Source organism: Haemophilus influenzae (genome assembly GCF_019703545.1).
In the GTDB taxonomy this organism is placed as follows: Bacteria; Pseudomonadota; Gammaproteobacteria; order Enterobacterales; family Pasteurellaceae; genus Haemophilus; species Haemophilus influenzae_E.
In genome coordinates, this window is record NZ_AP018771.1 from 363157 (window position 1) to 389946 (window position 26790).

General features: G+C 37.5%; 25 protein-coding genes, 7 tRNA genes and 1 pseudogene. 15 read left to right on the plus strand and 18 right to left on the minus strand.

What is annotated here, in order from left to right; genetic code table 11:
* The first annotated feature begins 49 nt into the window (after positions 1-49).
* The 9 genes from K6J66_RS01800 to K6J66_RS01840 all read left to right on the plus strand — a co-directional run bounded on the left by K6J66_RS01800 (position 50) and on the right by K6J66_RS01840 (position 7819).
* Complete coding sequence (locus tag K6J66_RS01800) at positions 50-766, plus strand: MgtC/SapB family protein (RefSeq protein WP_005654516.1); 717 nt, start codon at positions 50-52, stop codon at positions 764-766.
* Positions 767-931: 165 nt separating this feature from the next.
* Entirely contained in the window at positions 932-2047 is a 1116-nt protein-coding gene (gene asd / locus K6J66_RS01805; RefSeq protein WP_005654515.1) for an aspartate-semialdehyde dehydrogenase, read from the plus strand.
* A gap of 54 nt (positions 2048-2101) precedes the next feature.
* Positions 2102-3043: an alpha/beta fold hydrolase gene (locus K6J66_RS01810; protein ID WP_005654514.1), complete on the plus strand. Its 942-nt coding sequence runs from the start codon at positions 2102-2104 to the stop codon at positions 3041-3043.
* A 156-nt stretch (positions 3044-3199) separates the two neighbouring features.
* Positions 3200-4300, plus strand: a complete 1101-nt coding sequence (locus tag K6J66_RS01815) for a NapC/NirT family cytochrome c (protein WP_005654513.1) — start codon at positions 3200-3202, stop codon at positions 4298-4300.
* A 28-nt stretch (positions 4301-4328) separates the two neighbouring features.
* A complete protein-coding gene (gene torA / locus K6J66_RS01820; protein WP_038439513.1) occupies positions 4329-6806 on the plus strand; it encodes a trimethylamine-N-oxide reductase TorA in 2478 nt (825 codons plus the stop codon).
* Positions 6807-7087: 281 nt separating this feature from the next.
* Positions 7088-7181 (plus strand) — tRNA-Ser (locus K6J66_RS01825).
* Between the two features lie 20 nt (positions 7182-7201).
* Positions 7202-7278 (plus strand) — tRNA-Arg (locus K6J66_RS01830).
* A 57-nt stretch (positions 7279-7335) separates the two neighbouring features.
* Positions 7336-7412: transfer RNA gene (locus K6J66_RS01835), tRNA-Arg, on the plus strand.
* 95 nt (positions 7413-7507) lie between these two features.
* Positions 7508-7819: a DUF5389 family protein gene (locus tag K6J66_RS01840; RefSeq protein ID WP_012055142.1), complete on the plus strand. Its 312-nt coding sequence runs from the start codon at positions 7508-7510 to the stop codon at positions 7817-7819.
* Between the two features lie 40 nt (positions 7820-7859).
* Here the strand turns inward: K6J66_RS01840 and glmU are convergent, their stop codons facing one another.
* The 5 genes from glmU to hflD form a co-directional block, all read right to left on the minus strand.
* Entirely contained in the window at positions 7860-9230 is a 1371-nt protein-coding gene (gene glmU / locus K6J66_RS01845; RefSeq protein ID WP_012055141.1) for a bifunctional UDP-N-acetylglucosamine diphosphorylase/glucosamine-1-phosphate N-acetyltransferase GlmU, read from the minus strand.
* Between the two features lie 160 nt (positions 9231-9390).
* Entirely contained in the window at positions 9391-9762 is a 372-nt protein-coding gene (gene rplL / locus K6J66_RS01850) for a 50S ribosomal protein L7/L12 (protein WP_005650892.1), read from the minus strand.
* A gap of 54 nt (positions 9763-9816) precedes the next feature.
* Positions 9817-10308, minus strand: a complete 492-nt coding sequence (gene rplJ / locus K6J66_RS01855) for a 50S ribosomal protein L10 (protein WP_005658710.1) — start codon at positions 10306-10308, stop codon at positions 9817-9819.
* Between the two features lie 271 nt (positions 10309-10579).
* Positions 10580-11950: an adenylosuccinate lyase gene (purB, locus tag K6J66_RS01860; protein ID WP_110442605.1), complete on the minus strand. Its 1371-nt coding sequence runs from the start codon at positions 11948-11950 to the stop codon at positions 10580-10582.
* 22 nt (positions 11951-11972) lie between these two features.
* The gene (gene hflD, locus K6J66_RS01865; protein ID WP_110442604.1) at positions 11973-12590 is read right to left on the minus strand and encodes a high frequency lysogenization protein HflD; all 618 of its coding nucleotides are present in this window, start codon (positions 12588-12590) and stop codon (positions 11973-11975) included.
* A 128-nt stretch (positions 12591-12718) separates the two neighbouring features.
* Here hflD and trpS point away from each other — a divergent pair, with 128 nt between their 5' ends.
* From trpS to K6J66_RS01885, 5 genes and pseudogenes are all read left to right on the plus strand, one after another.
* On the plus strand, positions 12719-13723 hold the full coding sequence (trpS, locus tag K6J66_RS01870; RefSeq protein ID WP_110442603.1) for a tryptophan--tRNA ligase: 1005 nt from the start codon (positions 12719-12721) through the stop codon (positions 13721-13723).
* A 22-nt stretch (positions 13724-13745) separates the two neighbouring features.
* Positions 13746-14036, plus strand: a complete 291-nt coding sequence (locus K6J66_RS01875; RefSeq protein WP_046067643.1) for a YfcZ/YiiS family protein — start codon at positions 13746-13748, stop codon at positions 14034-14036.
* A 288-nt stretch (positions 14037-14324) separates the two neighbouring features.
* Positions 14325-14531 (plus strand): PT domain-containing protein, encoded by a 207-nt coding sequence (locus tag K6J66_RS09700; RefSeq protein ID WP_425514517.1) that lies wholly within the window; start codon positions 14325-14327, stop codon positions 14529-14531.
* Between the two features lie 14 nt (positions 14532-14545).
* A complete protein-coding gene (locus tag K6J66_RS01880; RefSeq protein ID WP_246587791.1) occupies positions 14546-17623 on the plus strand; it encodes a TonB-dependent hemoglobin/transferrin/lactoferrin family receptor in 3078 nt (1025 codons plus the stop codon).
* A 61-nt stretch (positions 17624-17684) separates the two neighbouring features.
* Positions 17685-17789, plus strand: a pseudogene (locus tag K6J66_RS01885) (DUF406 family protein); the annotation flags it as partial.
* Between the two features lie 53 nt (positions 17790-17842).
* Here the strand turns inward: K6J66_RS01885 and dusA are convergent.
* From dusA to K6J66_RS01920, 7 genes are all read right to left on the minus strand, one after another.
* On the minus strand, positions 17843-18826 hold the full coding sequence (dusA, locus tag K6J66_RS01890) for a tRNA dihydrouridine(20/20a) synthase DusA (RefSeq protein ID WP_110442602.1): 984 nt from the start codon (positions 18824-18826) through the stop codon (positions 17843-17845).
* 2 nt (positions 18827-18828) lie between these two features.
* Positions 18829-19221, minus strand: coding sequence for a chloride channel protein (locus tag K6J66_RS01895; protein WP_269472055.1), 393 nt, complete (start codon positions 19219-19221; stop codon positions 18829-18831).
* A 155-nt stretch (positions 19222-19376) separates the two neighbouring features.
* The gene (gene tuf / locus K6J66_RS01900) at positions 19377-20561 is read right to left on the minus strand and encodes an elongation factor Tu (protein WP_005654658.1); all 1185 of its coding nucleotides are present in this window, start codon (positions 20559-20561) and stop codon (positions 19377-19379) included.
* 104 nt (positions 20562-20665) lie between these two features.
* A tRNA-Thr gene (locus K6J66_RS01905) sits at positions 20666-20741 on the minus strand.
* 3 nt (positions 20742-20744) lie between these two features.
* Positions 20745-20819, minus strand: a tRNA-Gly gene (locus K6J66_RS01910).
* A gap of 42 nt (positions 20820-20861) precedes the next feature.
* Positions 20862-20946, minus strand: a tRNA-Tyr gene (locus K6J66_RS01915).
* 29 nt (positions 20947-20975) lie between these two features.
* A tRNA-Thr gene (locus tag K6J66_RS01920) sits at positions 20976-21051 on the minus strand.
* A 216-nt stretch (positions 21052-21267) separates the two neighbouring features.
* Here K6J66_RS01920 and coaA point away from each other — a divergent pair.
* A complete protein-coding gene (coaA, locus tag K6J66_RS01925) occupies positions 21268-22191 on the plus strand; it encodes a type I pantothenate kinase (RefSeq protein WP_005655205.1) in 924 nt (307 codons plus the stop codon).
* A 90-nt stretch (positions 22192-22281) separates the two neighbouring features.
* Here coaA and rseB read toward each other — a convergent pair whose 3' ends face one another.
* The 6 genes from rseB to trkA all read right to left on the minus strand — a co-directional run bounded on the left by rseB (position 22282) and on the right by trkA (position 26780).
* Positions 22282-23229, minus strand: a complete 948-nt coding sequence (gene rseB / locus K6J66_RS01930; protein WP_038439507.1) for a sigma-E factor regulatory protein RseB — start codon at positions 23227-23229, stop codon at positions 22282-22284.
* A gap of 79 nt (positions 23230-23308) precedes the next feature.
* Entirely contained in the window at positions 23309-23896 is a 588-nt protein-coding gene (locus K6J66_RS01935) for a sigma-E factor negative regulatory protein (protein WP_005665534.1), read from the minus strand.
* Positions 23897-23920: 24 nt separating this feature from the next.
* Positions 23921-24490 carry an RNA polymerase sigma factor RpoE gene (gene rpoE / locus K6J66_RS01940; RefSeq protein ID WP_038439506.1) on the minus strand — a complete coding sequence of 190 codons (570 nt, stop codon included), beginning with the start codon at positions 24488-24490 and terminating at the stop codon, positions 23921-23923.
* A gap of 107 nt (positions 24491-24597) precedes the next feature.
* Positions 24598-24855, minus strand: a complete 258-nt coding sequence (locus K6J66_RS01945) for an FAD assembly factor SdhE (protein ID WP_021034523.1) — start codon at positions 24853-24855, stop codon at positions 24598-24600.
* A gap of 89 nt (positions 24856-24944) precedes the next feature.
* On the minus strand, positions 24945-25331 hold the full coding sequence (gene mscL / locus K6J66_RS01950) for a large-conductance mechanosensitive channel protein MscL (protein ID WP_005651263.1): 387 nt from the start codon (positions 25329-25331) through the stop codon (positions 24945-24947).
* A gap of 72 nt (positions 25332-25403) precedes the next feature.
* On the minus strand, positions 25404-26780 hold the full coding sequence (gene trkA / locus K6J66_RS01955) for a Trk system potassium transporter TrkA (protein ID WP_005655192.1): 1377 nt from the start codon (positions 26778-26780) through the stop codon (positions 25404-25406).
* Positions 26781-26790 lie beyond the last annotated feature (10 nt).

Here is a 26790-nt window from a genome sequence, read left to right on the forward strand (position 1 = left end):
AGCTAAGTGATGTAGAATAGACGAGTATGTCTGACTTATTTTTATCACTATGGAAAATTCATCTTTACTTTTAACCGCACTTTTCAATCCTGATCACTTAATTATTTTTAGCAAAATGCTATTAGCGATGGTGCTTGGCAGTGTTATTGGCTTAGAACGTGAACTTAAACGTAAGCCTGTGGGTGTAAAAACTTGCGCCATTATTGCCGTTACCACTTGTGTGCTAACCATTGTTTCAATTCAAGCCGCAGAGCATTATGCACAAGTTTCAGAAAATATTCGTACGGATCCGATGCGCCTTGCGGCTCAAGTGATTAGTGGCATCGGTTTTTTAGGTGCTGGTGTGATTTTGCATAAGAAAAATGATGCGATTTCAGGTTTAACCACTGCGGCGATTATTTGGGCTTCTGCGGGGATCGGTATTGCTGCTGGGGCAGGTTTCGTGTTTGATGCGGTCATCGCCACTGTGATGATTTTGGTGTCTATTCGATTAAGTCCATTAGTGCAACGTTGGGTACATCGTAAATCACAACGTCGTCGGACGAAATTCAATATTCTTGTCAATGATGCGGAAAGCATAGGGAAAGTTACCCAATTGTTAGTAAATAATCAGTATCGTATTGAACATATACAAGTCAAAGATCAAAGTAGTGGAGAAGTGCGGTTACAAATTCGTTGCTTTTCCATTGATTCCACAATGTTGAAAGATGCGTATGCTTTACTTAAAGCAGAAGATGGCGTAATAAGTGTTGAAGTAGATAACTAGAAAAAGAGTGATTAAATTAAATTTTCTTTTAAATTAACCACACTTTTTTATTTTTTATTTAATTTCTTTCGCAAAAGATCAATTTTCATTAAAAATACTTGATTTTGCTAACGCTATCTTGTAATTAATAATGCTATTCAAGCACAACAAACTAAGGAAACAACAATGAAAAATGTAGGCTTTATCGGCTGGCGCGGAATGGTGGGTTCCGTATTAATGGATCGTATGTCGCAGGAAAATGATTTTGAAAATCTTAATCCGGTATTTTTTACAACTTCACAAGCAGGTCAAAAAGCACCTGTTTTTGGTGGCAAGGATGCAGGCGACCTGAAAAGTGCATTCGATATTGAAGAACTTAAAAAATTAGACATTATCGTGACTTGCCAAGGTGGCGATTACACCAATGAAGTCTATCCAAAATTAAAAGCAACAGGTTGGGATGGTTATTGGGTTGATGCCGCTTCTGCGTTGCGTATGAAAGATGATGCAATTATTGTGCTTGATCCAGTAAACCAACACGTGATTTCTGAAGGCTTGAAAAAAGGCATTAAAACTTTCGTGGGCGGTAACTGTACCGTAAGCTTAATGCTTATGGCTATCGGCGGTCTATTTGAAAAAGATTTGGTGGAATGGATTTCTGTGGCAACTTATCAAGCTGCTTCAGGTGCTGGCGCAAAAAATATGCGTGAATTACTTTCACAAATGGGTTTATTAGAACAAGCAGTTTCAAGTGAATTAAAAGACCCTGCTTCATCTATTTTAGATATTGAACGTAAAGTGACGGCAGAAATGCGTTCTGATAGTTTCCCAACGGATAACTTCGGTGCAGCATTAGGTGGTAGCTTAATCCCTTGGATTGACAAACTTCTTCCTGAAACAGGGCAAACTAAAGAAGAATGGAAAGGTTATGCAGAAACCAATAAAATTTTAGGTTTAAGCGACAATCCAATTCCTGTTGATGGTTTATGTGTGCGTATCGGTGCATTACGTTGCCACAGCCAAGCGTTTACCATTAAATTGAAAAAAGACTTACCATTAGAAGAAATTGAACAAATTATTGCATCACATAATGAATGGGTAAAAGTAATTCCAAATGACAAAGAAACCACATTACGTGAATTAACGCCAGCGAAAGTAACAGGTACATTAAGCGTGCCAGTGGGGCGTTTACGTAAATTGGCTATGGGGCCTGAATATTTGGCAGCTTTTACCGTGGGTGACCAATTATTATGGGGTGCGGCAGAGCCAGTTCGCCGTATTTTAAAACAATTAGTGGCATAAATTTTACTTTCACTACAAAGGGCGTATTTACTACGCCCTTTTCATTAAAAAATTATGATCAGAGAACCTTATTTTCATCAATTTGCTCTTGCAGAATTATTGCCTTTTTTTGAGCAATTTCCTACCCAATATCTTTCTGGTAAACGAAATATAAAATTAGCTTATCGTCATTTGATTCAACCTGAAAGTGCGGTCAGAAAATTGATGATTTTAGTAAATGGTCGTGCTGAAAATATGTTGAAATGGTCAGAGCTCGCTTATGATTTTTATCATCAAGGTTATGATGTATTGCTATTTGATCATCGCGGTCAAGGCTATTCACAGCGTATTATTCCTCAAAAAGGGCATTTAGATGAATTTCGTTTCTATGTCGATGATATGGCGAAAATCATCGAAAAAGTAACCGCACTTTTCAGCTATTCAACGCAGCATTTGCTTGCTCATTCGATGGGCGCATTGATTGCAACCTATTATTTGGCTAATTGTGATCATCACATTAATAAAGCGGTACTTTCTTCGCCTTTTTACGGTATTCTTTTAAAACATCCAATTAGAGATCAACTGATTATTGCCCTAATGAATATTTTAGGACAAGGCGAGCGTTATGTTTTTGGTAAAGGACCTTATCAACAAGCCCACTTGGAATACAATGAATTAACTTTCTGTAAAACCAGAATGAAATGGATGAATCGTGTAAATCGTAAAAATCCAGCAATTAATCTTGGCGGGCCAACATTCCGTTGGGTACATTTGTGTTTGAACGCAATTAAACGCTTGCCGAAAGTTATTCCTAAGATTGAAATTCCAATCCTAATTTTACAAGCCGAAAAAGAAAAAATAGTAGATAACAACAATCTTGAAAAATTAACCGCACTTTTTCCGAATGCTAGATGTGAAGTTGTATTCAATGCTAAACATGAGGTGTTATTTGAAAAAGATAATGTTCGAAGAAATGTACTTAAAAGTGTTAATCATTTTCTAAATGTGCAAAGTTGATACTAATCGTTATTTATTGATTTATATAATGTTTTTCTTCAGCTTATAACATTTTTTCTTGAGAAATATCATAGTTTTTGATTTACAAAACCTCTACAATCAACCCTAACTATAAATAGTTAGGGTTGTTTTTTTTATTATTTTATTGGAGTGGCTATGTCAAAAATGAAAAAAATAGTAACCGCACTTTGTTTAGTCGGTGTTGGTGCAACTGCCTTATTGGGTTCTCAGTGGATAATGCACAAAACGAGTACACCAGAGTTTTGTGCTAGTTGTCATTCAATGAGTTATCCACAACAGGAGTGGGAAGGTTCGAGTCACTTTGCTAATGCAAAAGGGGTTAGAGCACAATGTTCAGATTGTCATATTCCAAAAGAAGGTTGGCATTATGTCAAGGCTAAATTTATTGCTTTAAAAGACTTGTGGTATGAAGCACAAGGTAAGATTGAGAATAAAGAAAAATATGAAGCTCATCGTGCAGAAATGGCACAACGAGTGTGGAAGGATATGAAAGCCAATGATTCAGAAACCTGTCGTAGCTGTCACAGTTTTGATGCAATGGAGCTTTCAAAACAAACTAAGTTAGCAAAACAAACTCATACGGAGGCGCAAACAAACGGTCAAACTTGTATTGATTGTCACAAGGGCATTGTTCACTTCCTACCTGAAGTGCATGGCGATCAAAATACACAAAAATCCTCTGCAGTACAAGGTGGTACAATCTCAGATGGTTCTGCTATTTTCGCTACTGAAATGGTGAAAGCGACCAATGATAAAGGAAATGAGGTTCGCTTAATGCCTTATGCTGAATTAATGCAATGGAAAGTAAATGGTGATCAAATTCAAGGCACTTTACATGGTTGGCAACAAGTGGGGGCTGAAGCAGTTGTGTATCAAGAATTAGGTAAACGTATCACGCTTGCTTTAATGGACGAAGATGCACGTAATCATGTTCAAGTATTAAAAACAGTTCATGATGCAGTAACAGATTCTGATTGGAAAGAAATCAATGTTGCGGTGAATGTCGCAAAAGAAAAAATGACATCAGATTTAACCGCACTTAATCAATACGGTAATCAGTTAAACCAAACTCAATGTAGTGGTTGTCACGCGGCAATTGGTGCAGATCATTACACGGCTAACCAATGGATTGGTGTGGTGAATTCTATGAAAGACCGTACATCAATGAAAAAAGATGAAGTACGTGCATTAACTATTTATCTGCAACGCAATGCCAAAGATATGGCAAAACAATAATGAATTAACTATCTAAAACGAGGCTGAAATGAAAAAGAATAACGTAAATGAACAACGTCGTGATTTTCTGAAAAAAACATCTTTAGGCGTGGCTGGTAGTGCCCTTTCTGGTGGTATGGTGGGCGTTGTATCAAAAAGTGCGGTAGCAAAAGAAGCTGAAATGAAAACGGTAGTGACTGCCGCTCACTGGGGTTCTATTGGGGTTGTTGTACAAGATGGTAAGGTCGTGAAATCTGGTCCTGCTATTGAGCCTGCAGTGCCGAACGAATTGCAAACAGTTGTTGCCGATCAATTGTATAGCGAAGCTCGCGTGAAATATCCAATGGTGCGTAAAGGCTTTTTAGCTAATCCAGGAAAAAGCGATACTACAATGCGTGGTCGTGATGAATGGGTGCGCGTTTCTTGGGATGAAGCGTTAGATTTAGTACACAATCAACTTAAACGTGTACGTGACGAACATGGACCAACAGGCATTTTTGCTGGTTCTTATGGTTGGTTTAGTTGCGGTTCATTACATGCATCTCGTACGTTATTACAGCGTTACATGAACGCTACAGGTGGTTTTGTGGGACACAAAGGGGATTACTCTACGGGGGCTGCACAAGTAATTATGCCACATGTATTAGGCACGATTGAGGTATACGAACAACAAACCAGCTGGGAATCCATATTAGAAAGTAGTGATATTATTGTGCTTTGGTCTGCAAATCCACTCACAACAATGCGTATTGCTTGGATGTCCACTGACCAAAAAGGGATTGAATATTTCAAGAAATTCCAAGCGAGTGGTAAACGTATTATTTGTATCGACCCACAAAAAAGTGAAACTTGCCAAATGTTGAATGCAGAATGGATTCCAGTGAATACAGCAACGGACGTACCATTAATGCTTGGTATTGCGCATACTTTAGTTGAGCAAGGCAAGCACGATAAATATTTCTTGAAAAAATATACGTCAGGTTACGCTAAATTCGAAGAATATTTATTAGGTAAAACTGATGGACAGCCAAAAACAGCGGAATGGGCGGCTAAAATTTGTGGTGTGCCAGCAGAAACCATTAAGCAACTTGCAGCTGATTTCTCCAGTAAACGTACCATGTTAATGGGTGGCTGGGGGATGCAACGCCAACGCCATGGTGAACAAACCCACTGGATGTTAGTAACCCTTGCATCTATGTTAGGACAAATTGGGTTACCGGGTGGCGGTTTTGGCTTGAGTTATCATTATTCAAATGGTGGGGTACCAACGGCGACAGGCGGTATTATCGGCTCAATTACAGCAAGTCCATCAGGCAAAGCGGGGGCAAAAACATGGTTGGATGATACGTCTAAATCCGCGTTCCCATTAGCGCGTATTGCTGATGTGTTACTCCATCCAGGCAAAAAGATTCAGTATAACGGTACTGAAATTACTTATCCTGACATCAAAGCGGTATATTGGGCAGGTGGTAACCCCTTTGTTCACCATCAAGATACCAATACCTTAGTGAAAGCTTTCCAGAAACCTGATGTAGTGATTGTCAATGAGGTGAACTGGACGCCAACTGCACGCATGGCAGATATTGTGTTACCAGCTACGACGAGTTATGAACGTAATGACTTAACCATGGCTGGCGACTACTCTATGATGAGTGTTTATCCAATGAAACAAGTGGTTCCACCACAATTTGAAGCAAAAAATGACTACGATATTTTCGTTGAGCTTGCTAAACGTGCCGGTGTGGAAGAACAATACACTGAAGGTAAAACTGAAATGGAGTGGCTGGAAGAATTCTATAATGCAGCCTTTAGTGCTGCACGTGCAAATCGTGTAGCAATGCCACGTTTTGACAAATTCTGGGCAGAAAATAAACCATTAAGTTTTGAGGTGGGTGAAGCTGCAAAGAAATGGGTGCGTTATGGTGAATTCCGTGAAGATCCATTGCTCAATCCGCTTGGCACACCGTCAGGTAAAATTGAAATTTTCTCTGATGTTGTTGAGAAAATGAATTATAACGATTGTAAAGGGCATCCTAGTTGGATGGAACCTGAAGAGTTTGCGGGTAATGTGACGGAAGAATATCCGTTAGCTTTAGTGACACCACATCCTTACTATCGTTTACACAGTCAATTGGCGCATACTTCATTACGTCAAAAATATGCGGTAAATGATCGTGAGCCAGTGATGGTTCACCCTGAAGATGCGGCTGCTCGTGGTATTAAAGACGGTGATATTGTTCGCATTCATAGTAAACGAGGCCAAGTGCTTGCAGGTGCAGTTGTAACAGAAAATATCATTAAAGGTACTGTCGCCCTCCACGAAGGAGCATGGTATGACCCAATGGACTTAGGTGAAAGTGAAAAACCATTGTGTAAAAATGGTTGCCCGAACGTATTAACACGCGATGAAGGCACATCTAAATTGGCACAAGGAAATTCACCAAATACTTGTATCGTTCAGATTGAGAAATTTATAGGCGTAGCACCAGAAGTTACGGTATTTAAACAACCTAAACAGGTGGCGTAAAACTATTAAAAATATAACCGCACTTCAAAAAGTGCGGTTCTTCTTTTAATAATAGAACGAAGGGGCATTAACAGCACTAAATTCTAAACATGAGATGTTATTTGAGCAAGATGAATTAAGATGGGAAACAATATCTAAGATTTTAGTATTTTTGAATGATGAGTAGATTTTTATTCAATAATATATTTAATGTGTAGATAAAATATTCAAACAGGTGTGTTTTTCAAAAAATGGTTTGACATATTTTCTAAAAAACGTATTATACCGCTCACACTGATTGTGGTGAGATGGCCGAGCAGGCTGAAGGCGCTCCCCTGCTAAGGGAGTATGGGGTTAAAAGCTCCATCGAGGGTTCGAATCCCTCTCTCACCGCCATTGTTTGTTTTATTTATTCTGCACCCGTAGCTCAGCTGGATAGAGTACTCGGCTACGAACCGAGCGGTCAGAGGTTCGAATCCTCTCGGGTGCGCCATTTTTAAAACGACTCTATCTTATTAAAGTGGTTATGAATAATTAAAGCATCATCTACGCACCCGTAGCTCAGCTGGATAGAGTACTCGGCTACGAACCGAGCGGTCAAAGGTTCGAATCCTTTCGGGTGCGCCATTTCCACATTGTTACTTTCATTAAAATATTCTTTACTATTCAACATATTTATTATATTTCTTTCTTATATCTATTTATTTTTAATTATTTAAAATATGAAAAAACAATCTTTACCAACCAAATTTAGTCCATTTGCTTGGGGTCTTGCTGCCTTTTGTTCGCCTATATTATTGTGTCCAATGGCATTATTAATTTCTACAGTATTTAGTAAAAATCCCTATCTATCAAGTTGGCAAATCAATTTATTTTCAACGCTTTTTTGGGTTTATCCCTTTATTCTAGCTGTTACAGCTAGAATGCTATACCGTCTTCATCAACATAAACCTAAACTAGCAAATAAATTATTAACATTAAGTGCGGTCATTTTTTATGTGATTTTAATTACGATTTGTAAAATTGGTTTATAAAAAAATCCTACGATAATACGTAGGATTTTTTTATTCTGTTTTATTTTTTCTTTATTGGTCGTTGCCAACCTTGAATATGTCGTTGAGCAACTCTTGTAATCACTAATTCATTTTCGCCAACATCACGTGTAATTGTAGTCCCAGCACCAATAGTTGCGCCATTTGCGACTTTCACTGGCGCAACTAATTGTGTATCCGATCCCACAAACACATCATCACCGATGATCGTTTTAAATTTATTTGCACCATCGTAGTTGCAGGTGATGACACCCGCACCAATATTACAATTTGAGCCTATTTCTGAATCGCCAACATAGGTTAGGTGATTTACTTTAGAACCTTTACCAACGGTAGATTTTTTAATTTCTACAAAGTTACCGACATGCGTTTCAGCTGCGAGTTCTGCACCTGGGCGTAAACGAGAAAATGGACCAATTGCGGCTTTTTCTCCCACTACAGAATCCTCTAGCACTGAATAGGGTTTTATTTCTACATCATTGCCAATAACAACATTTTTCAATACGCAACCTGCGCCAATTTTTACGCGATCACCGAGTTTAACATTACCTTCGATAATAACATTAACATCGATTTCCACATCTTTTCCATGCTCTAATGTTCCACGTAGGTCAAAACGAGCGGGATCGTAGATCATTACGCCTTCAAGTAATAATTTTGAGGCTTGTTTATTTTGGAGATAACGTTCAAGTGCGGCTAATTGTAAGCGATTATTTGCACCTTCAACTTCCATGACATCTGTTGCTTGTACAGCAACAACTTGACAATTATCTTGATTTGCGAGAGCAATAAGATCCGTTAAGTAATATTCGCCTTGAGCATTATTATTGCCTACACGAGCTAGCCATTTTTTGAAACTTGCACCATCAGATACCATAACGCCAGTATTTACTTCTTTAATATTTAGTTGATCTGCATTTGCATCTTTTTGTTCTACAATGGCTACAACATTCCCATTTTCACGGATAATTCGTCCATAGCCTGTTGGGTTATCTAAATTTACGGTAAGCAATGCAATGCCATTTTCTGGTTTCGCTTCAATTAATTTTTCTAATGTTTCTTTAGTTATTAATGGTGCATCGCCGTAAAGTACAACAATATTTTCGTTATCCTTAAAGAAAGGTGCTGATTGTTGAACTGCATGTGCAGTACCAAGTTGTTCTGTTTGTAATACCCAATTTACTTGTTCATTTGCAAGATGGGAACGCATTAAGTCCCCACCGTGACCATAGATTAAATGAATATTTTCTGCGCCTAATTGATGGGCAGTATCAATCACGTGTTTTACCATTGGTTTACCCGCGATTGTATGTAGCACTTTGGGTAAATCAGAATACATACGAGTGCCTTTTCCAGCTGCTAAAATTACCGCACTTAATGCTTTTTTTGTCATAAATTTTCTCTTTATTCATCAATAACAACGGGTAATATTCTATCTTAGAAAGATAGCAAATGGTAAGTTTTTAAGTAAAAGCTATAACAAACTTTTATATAAGAAAAAACCGATGGTTTCCCATCGGTTTTTTTGAATTTTAAAGTGGTTAAAATAGAAATTATTTAACTTCTACTTCTGCACCCGCTTCTTCTAATTCTTTCTTAAGTGCTTCAGCTTCTTCTTTAGAAACGCCTTCTTTTAAGTTAGCTGGAGCAGATTCAACTAAATCTTTAGCTTCTTTTAAGCCTAAACCAGTTGCACCACGTACTGCTTTAATTACTGCTACTTTGTTCGCACCTGCAGATTTAAGTACAACGTCGAATTCAGTTTTTTCTTCTGCTGCCGCTGCGCCGCCTGCTGCTGGAGCTGCTGCTACTGCTGCCGCTGCTGAAACACCGAATTTTTCTTCCATCGCTGCGATTAATTCAACGATTTCAGTTACAGTTTTTGAAGCAATCGCTTCAATGATTTGTTCGTTAGTTAATGACATAACAATCAATTCCTAAAATAAATAAAGTTAGATGAAGTAAGAAACGCTTAATGATTAAGCTGCTTCTTGTAATTTGTCGCGTAATGCCGCTAAGGTGCGAGCAAGTTTGCCTGCTGCAGCTTCTTTCATTGTGCCCATTAAACGTGCAATCGCTTCTTCGTAAGTTGGTAATGTTGCCAAGAATTCAACATCTTGGATTTTACCTTCAAAGGCTGCACCTTTAATTTCAAACTTATCGTTTGCTTTAGCAAACTCTTTGAACAAACGAGCAGCTGCGCCCGGGTGTTCGTTAGAGAACGCGATAAGTGTTGGACCTACAAACGTATCTTTTAAGCATTCGTAATCTGTGCCTTCAACTGCGCGACGTAATAAAGTATTACGAACTACACGCATTGTAACGCCAGCTTCACGTGCTGATTTACGTAATTCAGTCATTTTCTCAACAGTTACACCGCGAGAATCCGCGATTACTGCTGAAAGTGCACCTTTGGCTGCTTCATTTACTTCAGCAACAATTGCTTGTTTGTCTTGAAGATTTAATGCCATTGGCTTTTAGCTCCTGAATACACTCCGATTACTCGGAATTAATTTACCTAATCCTAAGATTAGGATGACTTCGGCGCCCAGAAGCAAGAAAAATTCTTATTCTGTTCACCATCTACGTAGGATAATTAAGATTACTCCCCTACGGTCTTGGATGGGGCTTGAATAGGTCAAGCACCAACCAGAAATTTGTTAGATTGACTAACATAGACGCAGGATTATAGAGAAAAGCTATGTTCTTGTAAAGAATATTGTTGGAAAAAGAGCCAAATTCCTATGATAGCTTCTCTACTAATTCCACTGCAGCCCCAATATAAGTAGCGGGTGTTAATTTTTGTAAACGTAATTTTTCTTCTTGTGGAATATCCAACTTATCAATAAATTCACGCATAGCCTGTTCTGTCACTCGTTTACCTCGCGTTAATTCTTTTAATTTTTCGTAAGGTTTTTCTATTCCATAGCGGCGCATTATGGTTTGAATTGGTTCAGCCAAAACTTCCCAGTTTTGATTGAGTTCTTCTAATAAGTGCGGTTGATTTACTTCAAGTTTACTCATGCCTTTGCGAGTTGAAGCATAAGCGATCAAACAATAACCTAATCCTACGCCTAAATTACGTAATACGGTTGAATCTGTTAAGTCACGCTGCCAGCGAGAAATTGGTAACTTTTGACCTAAGTGGGTCATCACTGCATTAGCTAATCCTAGATTGCCCTCTGAGTTTTCAAAATCAATTGGATTGACTTTATGTGGCATGGTGGAAGAACCGATTTCGCCTGCAATAGTTCGTTGTTTAAAGTGATTTAATGCAATGTATCCCCATAAATCACGATCAAAATCAATGATAATGGTATTAAAGCGTACTACAGCATCAAAAAATTCAGCGATGTAATCGTGCGGCTCAATTTGTGTGGTATAAGGATTCCATTGAATACCTAATGAAGTGACAAATTCTTCGCTGAATTTATGCCAATCAATATTAGGATATGCCGATAAATGCGCATTGTAGTTACCTACTGCACCATTGATTTTACCTAAGATTTCCGCGTTTTGGAGTTGTTTAAATTGACGTTTTAGGCGGTAAACGACATTTGCCATTTCTTTGCCCACGGTGCTTGGTGAAGCTGGCTGGCCATGTGTGCGAGAAAGTAATGGAATCGTTTTATATTCTTCTGCAAGACGAGTAATTTCATCAATCAGTTTTTGCCATTCAGGTAAAATCACTTCGTCACGTGCGGTGCTTAACATTAATGCGTGAGAGAGATTGTTAATATCTTCTGAGGTGCAAGCGAAGTGAATGAATTCGGACACGTTCACTAGTTCCACTTCGTTTTGAATTTTCTCTTTCAGAAAATATTCAACGGCCTTTACATCGTGATTGGTTGTTCGCTCAATTTCTTTAATACGCGCAGCATCGGCCTCATTAAAATTAGCCACAATTCCATCTAAAAAAGCATTTGCTTGCGTAGAAAATGGCGGTACTTCGGTAATGTCTGCCGTTGAAGCTAATTTTTGTAACCAACGAACTTCCACAGCTACACGGAATTTCATTAACCCAAATTCGCTAAAAATAGCACGTAATGGCGTTACTTTATCTTGATAACGACCATCAAGAGGGGAAAGTGTGGTCAGTGTAGAGAGTTGCATAAATGTTTGCTCCAGAATTGTATTAATAAATAGAAGAATAAATCTGTTTTGCGGTGGCAAGTAATTTTCTGCGGAAAAATAAAATTTGCCATTTTGTTCCGCCCATTTGTTTCCACAGCACGGCAGAGCGAATGCCTGCAAGTAAAACTGCACGGATTTTATTTTGCACGAGTTCTTGTCGCAAATAATCAGGCGAGCCTAGTATGTGAATTTTTTTGCCCAATGGGTTAATAACGTCGCTGTAAATATTTGCCATAATAGATAGCATTGTTTCACTATCGCGAGCGTAATGAATTTCCTGTTCTTTTAGGCGAGAAATTCGATTGCCTAATGTTTGTTTGGCATCGGGATTTTTCGATAATTTCCCTTCTAATGCCAAAAGGCTTAGCCAATAGCGAGTTAAATTTTGATCGCCTTGCGCGTTGAGCTGATGAATTAAGGTTTCTAGACCTAATTTTAAATGACGAACTTCTCCACCAAAAACATCTTCGATTTGTTGTGGTTGGGTAATGAAAAGGCTATTAAGTGCGGTTAAAAATGTATCCGAATCTGCTCGGCTTTCTGTTGCAAGTTGATGAACCAATTTTGCTGATTGGCACACGCCAGCAAGGGCAAGAACAATATCGTGGTAGTTTTTCATTAGAAAATATTAGGAAAACGTTTCCGTTAAATATAGCATTTTTAACCTAGCTTTTGAACTCGAACATTAAAAAAGCCTAGAGTTTCTGATATGATGAGCGAACAGTTTTAAGGTATTAAGGATTGATTATGGCAAAACCAATTGTTTTTAGTGGCGTGCAGCCTTCTGGTGAATTAACTATCGGAAATTATTTGGGTGCGTTGCGCAACTGGGTGAAAATGCAAGAGGATTATGAATGTATTTTCTGCGTAGTTGATTTACATGCGATCACTGTTCGTCAAGATCCTGTTGCCCTTCGCAAAGCAACGCTTGATGTGCTTGCTCTTTATTTGGCGTGTGGAATTGATCCAAATAAAAGTACTATTTTTGTTCAATCTCACGTTCCAGAACACACGCAGTTAAGCTGGGTGTTAAACTGTTACACCTATTTCGGTGAAATGAGCCGAATGACGCAATTCAAAGATAAATCAGCGCGTTATGAAGAAAATATTAACGTGGGTTTGTTTGATTATCCTGTGTTAATGGCGGCGGATATTTTACTTTATCAAGCAAAAAGCGTGCCTGTTGGCGATGACCAAAAACAACACTTAGAAATTACGCGTGATATTGCAAATCGCTTTAATGCGCTCTATGGCAATATTTTTACCATTCCTGAAATTTTCATTGGAAAAGCAGGTGCGCGTATTATGTCATTGCAAGATCCTGAAAAGAAAATGTCAAAATCAGATGATAACCGCAACAATGTAGTGACACTTTTAGAAGATCCAAAATCTGTGGCGAAGAAAATTAAACGTGCCGTAACAGATTCAGATGAGCCGCCTGTCGTTCGTTATGATGTACAAAATAAAGCGGGTGTATCCAATCTTTTAGATATTCTTTCTGCGGTTACGGATAAGCCAATTGCTGATCTTGAAAAAGAATTTGAAGGTAAAATGTACGGACATTTAAAAACTGCAGTAGCGGATGAAGTCTCAACTTTACTTGCTGGTTTACAAGAACGTTTCCATCAATATCGTAATGATGAAACTTTATTAGATAATATCTTACGACAAGGTGCGGAAAAAGCGCGTGCAAAAGCACAAGAAACCTTGGCGAAAGTGTATGAAGCTGTGGGTTTTGTTGCTGCAAAATAATCTGAATAAAAGGGATAATATTATGGCAATTCAAACTGAAAAACCGATTGAATGTGTAGGTTGTAACACATTTGATATGAAATCACTTTTCGATAATCGTGATTGTAGTCAGCTTATTGAATATATTTATGACAGTGAAGAACAAGCGCAAGAAGCACTCGCATTTTTTACCCAGAAAGCGCGTGATGTAGAAAGTGAACCTTGTGAAATTCAATCTGAAATTACAAAAGTGGATGATGGTTATTTATTAAAGGCAAATTTCACTTTTTGTTGCCAAGCTGAATTGGTGATTTTTCAAATGCGTATTGCGTAAGAAAAACAGCTGAAAAATAAGCCGCACTTTTGCGGCTTATTTTGAACCTATCCCACCCTACAATTACTAAAGAAATCTACGCAGTCGATAAAAGAGTGATTAAAAATTGCATTTTGATGATTTTAAAATACGGCTTACAAACAAAAGTGCGGTCAAAATGATTTTCTTTTATGCTGATACAAAGCAATTAGGATTTTGTACTTATTATACTTTTTCATTTTGATATTGATTAGATAAATTGAATTATTTAATATATGACAATTATTATCATTAAAAATAAGGAAACCTATGACCAACTTTAAATTCAGCCTGCTTGCTTTCTCTATTGCATTTGCATTAAATGCAAGCACAGCCTATGCTGCCCAACCAACCAACCAACCAACCAACCAACCAACCAACCAACCAACCAACCAACCAACCAACCAACCAACCAACCAACCAACCAACCAACCAACCAACCAACCAACCAAGATGGTAATGTTTCTGAACAACTAGAACAAATTAATGTTTTGGGAAACACTGACACAACAATAAATATTAAAGAAAAAAAAGTTGGCGAAACTCAAATTAGTGCTAAACAACTGGCCAAGCAGCAAGCTTCAGATTCTCGAGATATTGTGCGTTATGAAACAGGGGTTACTGTCGTTGAAGCAGGAAGATTTGGCTCTAGTGGTTACGCAATACGTGGTGTAGAGGAAAACCGTGTTGCAGTCCAAATAGATGGCTTAGCTCAAGCAGAAACAATCTCTTCACAAGGATTTAAAGAGCTATTTGAAGGCTATGGAAACTTTAATAACACAAGAAACAGTGCTGAAATTGAAACCTTAAAAGAAGTAAAAATTAATAAAGGCGCAAATTCAATTAAAGCTGGTAGCGGTGCTCTTGGAGGCTCTGTTTCTTTTGAAACAAAAGACGCTCGTGATTTTTTAACAGAAAAAAATTATCATTTTTCTTATAAGCACGGTTATAACTCCGTAAATCAACAAAACTTGAACACATTAACTACCGCAGGGCGTTATAAATGGTTTGATTTTCTTGTTGTTCATACAGATCGTCAAAGTGACGAAAGCAAAAACTATGGCTATCACCATTATGATGGAAATATTCAAGGCAAAACTCGTGAAAAAGCCGATCCTTACCGCTATAAATTAAAAAGTACTTTATTAAAATTATCTTTCCAGCCCACTGAAAACCATCGTTTAACACTGGCTGCAGATTTATATGATAACACCTCAAAAGGTCACGATTTTTCTTATAATTTAAATTCATCCAATTTAATTCAAAATTGTTCAGAAACAGAAGGGCATTGTGCAGAAAAAGCATTACGCCACACAAATGATCAAATAAAACGCAAGAATTATTCCGTTATTTATGAAAATTACAGCGTAAATCCACTTTACGATACATTACGAATTTCATTTTCTAATCAAACAATTCGTACTAGAGCAAGAACAGATGATTATTGTGATGGAAATAGTCGTTGTGAAGGCTTTAATAATCCATTAGGGTTGCATTTTAATGAAGAAAATCAACTTGTTGGAGCAGATAACAACCCTGTGGACTATAAAAATATTCCAGATAAAGTCACCGATAAAGTTATAACAGTTGAAAAGACATTTACAGTTGATACTAGTAAAAGTTCATGGAAATGGGACGATACATTTAGAAATAATCTCAGACAATCTCAAATCGAATTAAATACTCACTATAAGACACGAGGAGTCTCTTACGATCTTGATTTAATGAAAATAAACGGAAATATCGTTACTGTACCTTATGAAATTCCCCAAGGTAAAGAAATCATCCCTGGAGATCGGCATTTAACCGTAAATGGTAAAACATATAAGAATGATGAGGTTAATAAACAACCATTTTCATTAACTTCTACTTATAATGATTTAATTTTACCTTGCCATCAAGAAGGAGGGGTTAATTGCAAAAAATCTACCATTGAAGCTTTTGATAAAGAAGGAAATATTGTAAATATACCCATTACAATTGAAAAAGCCGCTACTGGTGATGACGTAGCACACCTTCAAAAACAAGAGTTTGATAAGAACAATAGAAGATATACTCAGATAAGTGCTCCAAATTTACTATTACCATCAGGGGCGGGTTATTTAGAAAATACTTGGACAAAACGCGATTTAAATACTATAACCAAACAACTCAATCTTGATTTAACTAAATATATTGAGATTGGACGTACTCAGCATAATTTATCCTATGGCGGATTATGGTCTCAAATAAAGAAAGAAATGATAAATCATTCGGGTTTTAATGCAATTTCCAAAGTTTGGTGGGCTACATATCCCAAAGACTGTCAATCAGGAGATGGCTTCAATCCTTTCTGTAATAGAATAGACACTTACTCTTTCTTAATTCCGGTAAAAACAAACACTACAGCGTTATATTTTGCAGATGATGTCAAAGTCAATAACTATTGGGGCTTTGATTGGGCATTTCGTTATGACAGAATTAAACACGCTCCAGAGTATGTTCCAGGCAAGACCCCTAAAGTTCCTGATGGATTAGTCGCCAACCCAACTCTTGAACCAAAATTTAATATAGCGAATGTTTATTCGGATCCTGAAGAATTAGCAAAAATGCAAAAAAATGCTCTTGCCCGTATTCAAGAGATTGCACAGAAAAGAAAACACGCTACCTATTCTTATTCTTTAGGTTTAACCCTAGATCCATTTGATTGGTTAAGAGTGCAAACAAAATACAGAAAAGGATTTAGAGCACCAACAAGCGATGAAACCTATTTCACTTTCCTTCATCCGGACATTTCTATTGTACCGAATACAGATCTAGAAATAGAAACATCAAAAAATAAAGAAATTGCATTTACATTCCATAAACCATTTGGCTATTTGACTACAAGTATATTCCGCACAGACTATAACAATTATATTGATCTTGCGCATATATGTGATAGCGGAAAAGGAAATTGCCCTACACTAATAGGTCGTAATCTTGAGTATCCGATATATAAAAATGTTAATCGACCAACAGCAAAACTCACTGGCTTTGAACTACAAGCTAAATTAATATTAGGTGAAATAGCAAAACCATTAACAGGTTTCAGTATCGGTTATAAATTTACTTACCAAAAAGGTAAAATGACTTATGATCCTAAGATTGATGAAGTTAAACCAACGGATGGATATATTCCAATGAATGCAATTCAGCCAAAAACATCCGTGATAAATCTAAGTTATGCACATCCTAAAGATTATTTTGGGATTGATGTTTATCTTACTCACGTAAGTGCAAAAAAAGGAAAAGAAACTTACAACCGCTATAAACCCAAATTCAATGATTTAAAAAACAGCTATGTTAAGTGGCGTAGTAATGCTTACACATTGATTGATTTAATTAGTTTTGTAAAACCAATTCCAAATCTTACCTTACAAGCAGGGGTATATAATTTAACCAATAGAAAATATATTACTTGGGATTCTGCGAGATCAATTAGACCATTTGGTACAAGTAATTTGATTAATCAAACAACAGGCGCAGGCATTAACCGTTTCTATGCTCCAGGCAGAAACTATAGAATGTCAGTTCAGTTTGAGTTTTAGTTTTAGTTATCTCTAAAACCCAAAGTGATATTATTTATAGGGTCTCGGCTTATGTCCCCCTATAACAACTGAAATTACAAAAGTGGATGATGGCTATTTATTAAAGGCAGATTTCACTTTCTGTTGCCAAGCTGAATTGGTGATTTTTCAAATGCGTATTGCGTAAGAAAAACAGCTGAAAAATAAGCCGCACTTTTGCGGCTTATTTTGTTTTTAGGATTAGCTTTCTACAAAGCTTAAGGCTGTTTCAACCACTTCAATTCCTGCGCCTTGTTTAAACGCATTTTCGCTTAAATAGCGTCGCCATTGACGAGCACCTTTGCAATTTTGGAATGCGCCTAATATATGACGGACGATATGATTAAGGTGTATGCCTTGGCTAAGTTGCTGTTCAATATAAGGAAGCATTGACCGTACCGCTTCATGAGCGGTAACAATTGGTGCGTTAGGATCAAATAAGGCTTGGTCAATTTGCCCAAGTAAACTTGGATTTTGATAGGCCTCTCGCCCAACCATCACGCCGTCCACATATTGCAAATGTTGCTTCATTTCTTCAATGGTTTTTATGCCACCATTAATTGCGATGGTTAGATGTGGAAAATCATGTTTTAGTTGATACACCCGGGCATAATCTAATGGCGGAATTTCTCGATTTTCTTTGGGACTTAACCCCGAAAGCCAAGCTTTTCGTGCGTGGATAATAAACTCTTGGCAACCTTTTCCTTGAACTTTTTCAATAAAATCACATAAAAATTCATAGCTGTCTAATTCATCAATGCCAATACGCGTTTTCACAGTGACTGGAATTTTGACCGCACTTTGCATTTGTTCTACACAGTCTGCCACCAAATCTGCTTTCGCCATTAAGCAAGCACCAAACATTCCATTTTGTACGCGATCAGAAGGGCATCCTACATTAAGATTAATTTCGTGATAGCCTCGTTCCTCAGCAAGTTTTGCGCAATATTTGAGTTGTTCAGGATCGCTTCCTCCCAGCTGTAACGCAACGGGATTTTCTTGTAAATCAAAATCCAAGTGGTCATATTTTGCGTGGATAATCGCAGATGCAGTGACCATTTCAGTGTAAAGTAACGCATGCTTTGAAAATTGGCGATGAAAATAACGACAATGGCGTGTTGTCCAATCTAACATTGGTGCAACAGAAAAACGGCAGCGATAAAAGTGCGGTAGATTTTGAAGCATTTTTATTTCTCTTGTTCGGTTTTGCTGCGTAATTCTTCGGCTTGGCGAGCTTGCATTTGCTGGCGAAAACAGCCTGCAGCAAAGTGGTAAAATGGTTTTGGGCTAAATTGGTGCGAGATTATGGATGCAATAATGCTGGAAATCAAGAGCCAAATGAGAACGGGTTGTGCGCCTGTCATTTCCATTACAACAACACTGGCTGTAACTGGCGATTGTGTGCAGCCAGCTAAAAATGCCGCCATACATAAAATCACCAAAAAACGTTGATCAACCATACCGCCACTGAGATCCCAAAGCATTGAGCCAATGCCTGCGCCTGTTGTCAGTGATGGGGTAAAGATACCACCGGCAATACCATTCCTAGGGGTAACACAAACCAAACTGCAACAGGATATTTAGATGACCAGTGAGCATTTAGTTCTAATCCAAAATCAAATAATTTAGTAAATATTTACATATATAAAATAAAAAAAGTGCGGAGAATTTTCTCCGCACTTTTCTTTTATCTTCTTTCTGTCTTTTATCTTTAAGACATTCAAGAATCCATCAATTATTTGATGATTTTCGCTACAACACCAGCACCTACTGTACGGCCACCTTCACGGATTGCGAAACGTAAACCTTGGTCCATCGCAATTGGGTGGATTAAGCTTACTGTCATCTTGATGTTATCGCCTGGCATTACCATTTCCACGCCTTCTGGTAATTCGATTGTACCAGTTACGTCTGTTGTACGGAAATAGAATTGTGGACGGTAACCTTTGAAGAATGGAGTATGACGACCACCTTCATCTTTTGATAATACGTATACTTCTGATTCAAAATCAGTGTGTGGTGTGATTGAACCTGGTTTCGCTAATACTTGACCACGTTCGATTTCTTCACGTTTGGTACCACGTAATAATGCACCGATGTTTTCACCTGCACGACCTTCGTCAAGTAATTTACGGAACATTTCAACACCTGTTACAGTAGTTTTCGCTGTATCTTTGATACCGACGATTTCTACTTCATCACCAGTACGGATGATACCACGTTCTACACGTCCAGTTACTACTGTACCACGACCAGAGATTGAGAATACGTCTTCAATTGGAAGAAGGAACGGTTGGTCAATCGCACGTTCTGGTTCTGGAATATAAGTATCTAAGTGACCTGCTAATTCTAGGATTTTTTCTTCCCATTCTGCTACGCCGTTTAATGCTTGTAATGCAGAACCACGTACGATTGGAGTATCGTCACCTGGGAAGTCATATTGAGAAAGAAGTTCACGTACTTCCATTTCTACTAATTCTAATAACTCTTCATCATCTACCATATCGCATTTGTTTAAGAATACGATGATGTATGGTACACCTACTTGGCGACCTAATAAGATGTGTTCACGAGTTTGTGGCATAGGACCATCTGTTGCTGCTACTACTAAAATAGCACCATCCATTTGCGCCGCACCGGTAATCATGTTTTTAACATAGTCGGCGTGTCCTGGACAGTCTACGTGTGCATAGTGGCGAGTCGGTGTATCGTATTCAACGTGTGAAGTGTTGATGGTAATACCACGCGCTTTTTCTTCTGGCGCGTTATCGATTTGGTCAAATGCACGCGCTGCACCACCGTAATGTTTTGCTAATACGGTGGTAATTGCTGCTGTTAAAGTTGTTTTACCGTGGTCAACGTGGCCGATTGTACCCACGTTTACGTGCGGTTTTGTACGTTCAAATTTTTCTTTAGACATTGAAATAGTCCCTCTAAATAGACACGGTTATCGATGGGTAAATTAAACCACATTAACCAATAAATTTATTTGCTGATTGATATAAGGATGAGGAATTATAAGACTGGTGCTGATAGGCGGATTTGAACCGCCGACCTCACCCTTACCAAGGGTGCGCTCTACCAACTGAGCTATATCAGCGTCTGGAGCGGGCAGCGGGAATCGAACCCGCATCATTAGCTTGGAAGGCTAAGGTAATAGCCATTATACGATGCCCGCAAGTCCTAAATTCGTCTGTCCCATCAGGATCCATCTAAAAGATGGTGGAGGGAGAAGGATTCGAACCTTCGAAGGCTGAGCCAACAGATTTACAGTCTGCCCCCTTTGGCCGCTCGGGAACCCCTCCACACTAAATGAATACTTGATACGAAAGAATGGTGCCGACTATCGGAATCGAACTGATGACCTACTGATTACAAGTCAGTTGCTCTACCTACTGAGCTAAGTCGGCGTGTCGTAAGCAAGTGAGGCGTATTATATGGAAAAAACTTTAACTGACAAGTATTTTTTATAAAAAAGTTTATTTTTTTGATTATTCGTTTAAATCACAATCAAAAAAGTGATTTTTTAATCAAATTAGTACACATTTAATGAAAAATGAATGCTAAATTTTTATTTATAGCGTATATTTTTCTCCAATTTGTCTATTTGACTCAATAATATCTCAATGAATCTAACCCCTTTTTTAAGTTTTAACCGCAAACAATGGGCAGAATTGCGTAAATCAGTCCCCCTAAAACTTACAGAACAAGATCTTAAACCGCTTTTAGGTTTTAATGAAGAGCTATCTTTGGATGAAGTCAGTATGATTTATTTACCATTAGCTCGTTTAATTAATTATTACATTGACGAAAACCTTCGCAGACAAGCTGTTTTACACCGTTTTTTAGGGCGTAATAAAACAAAAGTACCTTATATCATTAGCATTGCAGGTAGCGTAGCGGTAGGGAAAAGCACTTCAGCACGAATACTCCAATCACTTCTTTCCCATTGGCCAGCGGAGCGCAAAGTAGATCTTATAACTACTGATGGTTTTTTATATCCATTAGAAAAACTAAAAAAAGATCATCTTTTACACAAAAAAGGTTTCCCTATTTCTTATGATACGCCCAAACTTATTCATTTTTTAGCTGATGTGAAATCTGGCAAAACTGAGGTGGAAGCACCAATCTATTCGCATTTAACCTATGATATTATTCCTGATAAATTTAATGTGATAAATAAACCTGACATTCTTATTTTAGAGGGCTTGAATGTACTTCAAACGGGTAATAATAAAACCAATCAGACATTCGTATCAGATTTTGTTGATTTCTCTATTTATGTTGATGCAGAAGAAAAATTATTGAAAGAATGGTATATCAAACGATTTCTGAAATTCCGCGAAAGTGCGTTCAACGATCCTAATTCTTACTTTAAACATTATGCCAATTTATCGAAAGAAGAATCCATTACCACCGCTAGTAAAATTTGGGATGAAATTAACGGGTTAAACCTTAATCAAAATATTCTTCCAACTCGTGAGCGAGCAAATCTAATTCTAAAAAAAGGTCACAATCACCAAGTAGAATTAATAAAATTAAGAAAATAAAAATTCGCACGTAAAAACGTGCGAATCTTAGTCAATGCCTAACTCACAATCAGTTATTGATAAAAATATCGTAAAAAATTACCGCACTTTTTATCTAAATTTGACTTCTTGTACAATGCGTTTTGCCGTCGAGATTGGTAATTGCCCAATAAAAGTAATTTCTTTTCCTCCGATGACCTCGCTATAAATCGTATAAGCCCCTTGTTTCCAAGTATTTTCTGGTAGGTCATTAGAGCCTACATTAGAGACAAACAACGTAAAAGTAAATAAGCCATCACTATATAATGCGCTATCTATGATTTCATTTTCTAATATTTCTTGAGTATATCGAATTAAAGAAAAACCTTGTGGCAACCAACCTGCAGACCAAGTTATATCTGAACTTTGTTCATTTTTACTTTCTTTCAATAAAGGGGGCAATGATACCTTGTTAATATAATCCGTTAATCCTCTCAATCTGTCATCGATGTAAAGTGTTACAACTCTAAATTGATCAAGTAGTTTGCCTTCGCGATCAAGCATATCACCGCGTAATAACAAGCCATTTTCTTCATCGATAAACACCAAATATTGATACCGAAAATCATCTTTAGGAACAATTCTAATCGTATCAGCGAAACGCCCAGCAACACGATCTTTACCTAATTTTACGAAATCATAATAAGAAGAAAGCTTATCAAAATTTGCACGCACAACCGCAGGCATCGCATCAACTATATTGCCACTATTAAGCGTAAATGCTTGAGCATTTGGCTGAAAATAACTGACTAAATTATCACGTTGAATAATTTCTTGCTGGCGACCATCTAAAGTGACTAATTGTGCGTAGGTTTTGTTATCTTGTCTGATATGTCGATAACGAAATGAATCCATATTTGCTGGAGTAGTTTGCACAAAGGCAATTTCATAATTGAGATTATCCAATGCTTGTGTCATTTTATCTAACGACTGCTTCGCAGAAAGCTCTTCAGCAGAAGCAATGCTACTTAATAGCAAAGAAAGAGAAAGTGCGGTAAATTTTAATGCGATTTTTTTCATAGAAATCTAAAGGATAAAAATTCACCACACTAAATAACAATTAGGTGGTGAATCAATAATCTGAACAAAGGAAACCAATTTATCTTACTTGACTGCTACTTACACCTAAAGCATCAGAGTGCATACGACGTTGCAATTCATAGTTTTGCAACATTGCGCCAATGCGACGACTTTTTTTCTCAAGCTGATCTGAAGTCAATGTATCTTTGCTTGGCGCATTATAGCTAATTTCTTGAACTGCATTATTAAATGGCAAGGTTTGCAACACTGGCACTTCTGGTAAATTAGACGCTTCGTTTTTACTATTGAAAGATTGAACACCAAGTACTGCCACTAAACATACACCAGCAGCAACAGCAACTTGCGTCATTGGCGCAAAAAATGCCTTTAATTTTTGCATAAATGCAGAATTATGTGCATCTTCTGGTTCAGGTTGAGACACCGCAATGACATCGACTTTCTTCACGTCTTCTAACTCAATCAAATCTGCCATTTTAGCGGTAAAATCCCCCCCTAAAAAGACCGCACTTTCTTTACGCATTACTGAACGAACGGTATGAAATGAATGCCAAGACGCTTGTAATTCTTCGTCTCTTAATAAAGCATCTGTCAAGTCAGTTTTGACTTGTTCGCCATCCATATAGGCTGAAAGCTGCTCTTTTTGCATAGTAAACTCCAATTTTTATTCGCTCTACATTAGAGGTTGAATTTTATTTTCGATCATTTCCCTTGCTCGGAAGATTCGGGAACGAACCGTACCAACAGGACAATCCATAATTTCTGCAATCTCTTCGTAACTTAAACCTTCTAGCTCTCGTAACGTAATCGCAGTTTTTAAATCTTCTGGTAAGTTATGAATAGTATCAAAAACAATTCTTTCTAACTCACTAGACAATACCTCATTTTCGGGTGTATCCACATCCCTAAGGTGTGTTCCCACATCATAATTTTCAGCATCTTCTGCCAAAATATCTTCATTTGGTGGACGGCGACCTTGAGCCGTTAAATAATTTTTTGCCGTATTAACGGCAATTCGATAAAGCCATGTATAGAAAGCACTTTCGCCACGAAAAGATTCAATTGAGCGATAAGCCTTTATAAAGGATTCTTGCACCACATCAGGAATATCGTTACGCGATACATATCGGGTCAAAAGCCCTGCTACTTTATTTTGATAACGCGAAACCAACAAATTGAAGGCTTTTTTATCCCCTTGCTGTACTCTTTCTACCAAAGCCTGATCTGTTAGCTGTTCAGCCATATTTCTCCCATGCCAATATCTAACACGCCTTAATATCAAGACAGCAAGCTCTTGTTGCTTGTTCAGACAAAAGCGTGTTAAAAAAGTTCATTCGCTAATCAATAATTTTAATTTATGATGATTTTCTGCACTTTTTGAATATATTCAACCATCATTTGAAGCTCTACATCTTGTGATTTCACACGATTAAAAAACCACGAAAACAACTGCAAATCAGAACTTTCTAACAAGCGAATAAAAATATCTTTTTTGTCATCTGTTAATTCATGAAAATGCGTCAAATAAAAAGGCATTATGATTTTATCTAACTCCAGCATTCCTCGACGACAATCCCATTCAATGCGAAGTTTATTATATTTTTCCATTTTATTTCCCTAAAATTGAGGGCTGATTATAGCTTAAAAAATAGTAATAAAAAAAGTCAGCATTTCTGCTAACTTTCATTCTTTAAATATTATTTATTCTTTAATAAATCACGGATTTCAGTAAGCAATGTTTCTGCCTTTGGTGCAGTTTTTTTCTCCTCTGGTTTTCTTACCTTATTGATTACTTTGATCATCATAAAGATTGCAAAAGCAATAATAATAAAATCAATCACATTTTGAATAAACAAACCATAATTTAAAGTAACAGCAGGAACATCGCCTTGTGCTTGTGCTAATACAAATTTCATATCTTTGAAATCAATACCACCAGTTAAAATCCCCAACACGGGCGTAAAAATATCACTAACAAGTGAACTTACGATCTTGCCAAATGCGCTGCCAATAATCACACCGATAGCCATATCTACGACATTGCCACGCATTGCAAATTCGCGAAATTCTTTAATAAAATTCATAATAATGTTCCCCTTCAAAAATTACATAAAAAGAGCGACTATTATAATAAATCACTCTGAAAAGTAAAAAAACTAAATAAAGAATGCGCTTGGTTGGAATAATTTCTCAATTTCTGGCACATTTTTCTTATCACTCAAATAAATCACTATATGATCGCCTTCTTCAATAATCACTTGACGACGAGCAATAATTACATCATTCCCTCGTAATAAAGCACCAATAATGGTTCCCATCGGCAAACGCAACTCACCAATTTTTCGCCCTACTATATTTGAAGTATTCACATTACCGTGTGCAACAATTTCAATGGCTTCGGCAATGCCATGTCGTAATGTTGCCACATTTTTTACATCGCCTTTACGCACGTGACCTAACAAAGCAGAAATCGTTACTTGTTGTGGAGAAACCGCAATATCAATCGTGCCTCCCTGAATAAGATTAATATAAGCAATCCGTTGAATCAGTACCATTGCTTTTTTCGCACCTAAACGCTTGGCTAACAAAGCTGACATAATATTCGCTTCATCGTCGCTACTTAATGAAAGAAATACATCCACACTTTCAATATGTTCTTCAAAAAGCAAGTTTTGGTCTGAGGCATCTCCATTAAATACTAACGTTTTTGGCAACTTTTCTGCTAAGGCTTGCGCTCTGTTTGAATCTCGTTCAATAAGCTTTACAGTACAAGAATTTTCCAAACGTTTTGCTACGCCAAAAGCAACATTTCCTCCACCAACAATCATTACTCGCTTATAAGGTTTCTCCAAACGTTGTAACTCTCCCATTACCGCCTTAATATGTTCAGTAGCGCAAATAAACGTGATTTCATCGCCAGCTTCTACAATGGTTGAGCCTTGTGGACGAATCGGTTTGCCATTACGTAAAATAGACATAATACGACAATCAATATGTGGCATATGTTCGCGAAATGCGGAAAGTGCATATCCAACCAAAGCCCCCCCATAATAAGCTTTCACTACAACAATACTAATACGATTATTGGCAAAATGGGCAACTTGTAATGCGCCTGGATAAGCAATTAAACGAGTAATTTCATCAGTGACAAGATTTTCAGGCGAAATTAAATGATCAATAGGTATATTTTCATTGTTGAACAACTTGTCTTTTTCACGTAAATATTCTGAATTACGGATACGTGCAATTCGCGTTGGCGTATTAAATAATGTATAGCCCATTTGGCAAGCGACCATATTGATTTCATCGGAGGCTGTCACGGCAACCATTAAATCGGCATCTGCCGCGCCTGCGTCACGAAGCACTTTTGGAGATGATGGAGAGCCTTGTACCACACGCAAATCGTGCTTTTCTTGCAATGTTTGTAACTGAGGAGATTCATTATCCACTAAGGTAATATCGTTATCTTCACTGACTAAGTTTTCTGCAAGCGTCGTTCCTACCTGACCTGCACCCAAAATGATAATTTTCATTATCGCTCTC

Bases quoted from the DNA above. Each gene is read 5' to 3' on its own strand.
- K6J66_RS01800 (WP_005654516.1), top strand. From the start codon at position 50: ATGGAAAATTCATCTTTACTTTTAACCGCACTTTTCAATCCTGATCAC.
- asd (WP_005654515.1), top strand. From the start codon at position 932: ATGAAAAATGTAGGCTTTATCGGCTGGCGCGGAATGGTGGGTTCCGTA.
- K6J66_RS01810 (WP_005654514.1), top strand. From the start codon at position 2,102: ATGATCAGAGAACCTTATTTTCATCAATTTGCTCTTGCAGAATTATTG.
- K6J66_RS01815 (WP_005654513.1), top strand. From the start codon at position 3,200: ATGTCAAAAATGAAAAAAATAGTAACCGCACTTTGTTTAGTCGGTGTT.
- torA (WP_038439513.1), top strand. From the start codon at position 4,329: ATGAAAAAGAATAACGTAAATGAACAACGTCGTGATTTTCTGAAAAAA.
- K6J66_RS01840 (WP_012055142.1), top strand. From the start codon at position 7,508: ATGAAAAAACAATCTTTACCAACCAAATTTAGTCCATTTGCTTGGGGT.
- glmU (WP_012055141.1), bottom strand. From the start codon at position 9,230: ATGACAAAAAAAGCATTAAGTGCGGTAATTTTAGCAGCTGGAAAAGGC.
- rplL (WP_005650892.1), bottom strand. From the start codon at position 9,762: ATGTCATTAACTAACGAACAAATCATTGAAGCGATTGCTTCAAAAACT.
- rplJ (WP_005658710.1), bottom strand. From the start codon at position 10,308: ATGGCATTAAATCTTCAAGACAAACAAGCAATTGTTGCTGAAGTAAAT.
- purB (WP_110442605.1), bottom strand. From the start codon at position 11,950: ATGCAACTCTCTACACTGACCACACTTTCCCCTCTTGATGGTCGTTAT.
- hflD (WP_110442604.1), bottom strand. From the start codon at position 12,590: ATGAAAAACTACCACGATATTGTTCTTGCCCTTGCTGGCGTGTGCCAA.
- trpS (WP_110442603.1), top strand. From the start codon at position 12,719: ATGGCAAAACCAATTGTTTTTAGTGGCGTGCAGCCTTCTGGTGAATTA.
- K6J66_RS01875 (WP_046067643.1), top strand. From the start codon at position 13,746: ATGGCAATTCAAACTGAAAAACCGATTGAATGTGTAGGTTGTAACACA.
- K6J66_RS09700 (WP_425514517.1), top strand. From the start codon at position 14,325: ATGACCAACTTTAAATTCAGCCTGCTTGCTTTCTCTATTGCATTTGCA.
- dusA (WP_110442602.1), bottom strand. From the start codon at position 18,826: ATGCTTCAAAATCTACCGCACTTTTATCGCTGCCGTTTTTCTGTTGCA.
- tuf (WP_005654658.1), bottom strand. From the start codon at position 20,561: ATGTCTAAAGAAAAATTTGAACGTACAAAACCGCACGTAAACGTGGGT.
- coaA (WP_005655205.1), top strand. From the start codon at position 21,268: ATGAATCTAACCCCTTTTTTAAGTTTTAACCGCAAACAATGGGCAGAA.
- rseB (WP_038439507.1), bottom strand. From the start codon at position 23,229: ATGAAAAAAATCGCATTAAAATTTACCGCACTTTCTCTTTCTTTGCTA.
- K6J66_RS01935 (WP_005665534.1), bottom strand. From the start codon at position 23,896: ATGCAAAAAGAGCAGCTTTCAGCCTATATGGATGGCGAACAAGTCAAA.
- rpoE (WP_038439506.1), bottom strand. From the start codon at position 24,490: ATGGCTGAACAGCTAACAGATCAGGCTTTGGTAGAAAGAGTACAGCAA.
- K6J66_RS01945 (WP_021034523.1), bottom strand. From the start codon at position 24,855: ATGGAAAAATATAATAAACTTCGCATTGAATGGGATTGTCGTCGAGGA.
- mscL (WP_005651263.1), bottom strand. From the start codon at position 25,331: ATGAATTTTATTAAAGAATTTCGCGAATTTGCAATGCGTGGCAATGTC.
- trkA (WP_005655192.1), bottom strand. From the start codon at position 26,780: ATGAAAATTATCATTTTGGGTGCAGGTCAGGTAGGAACGACGCTTGCA.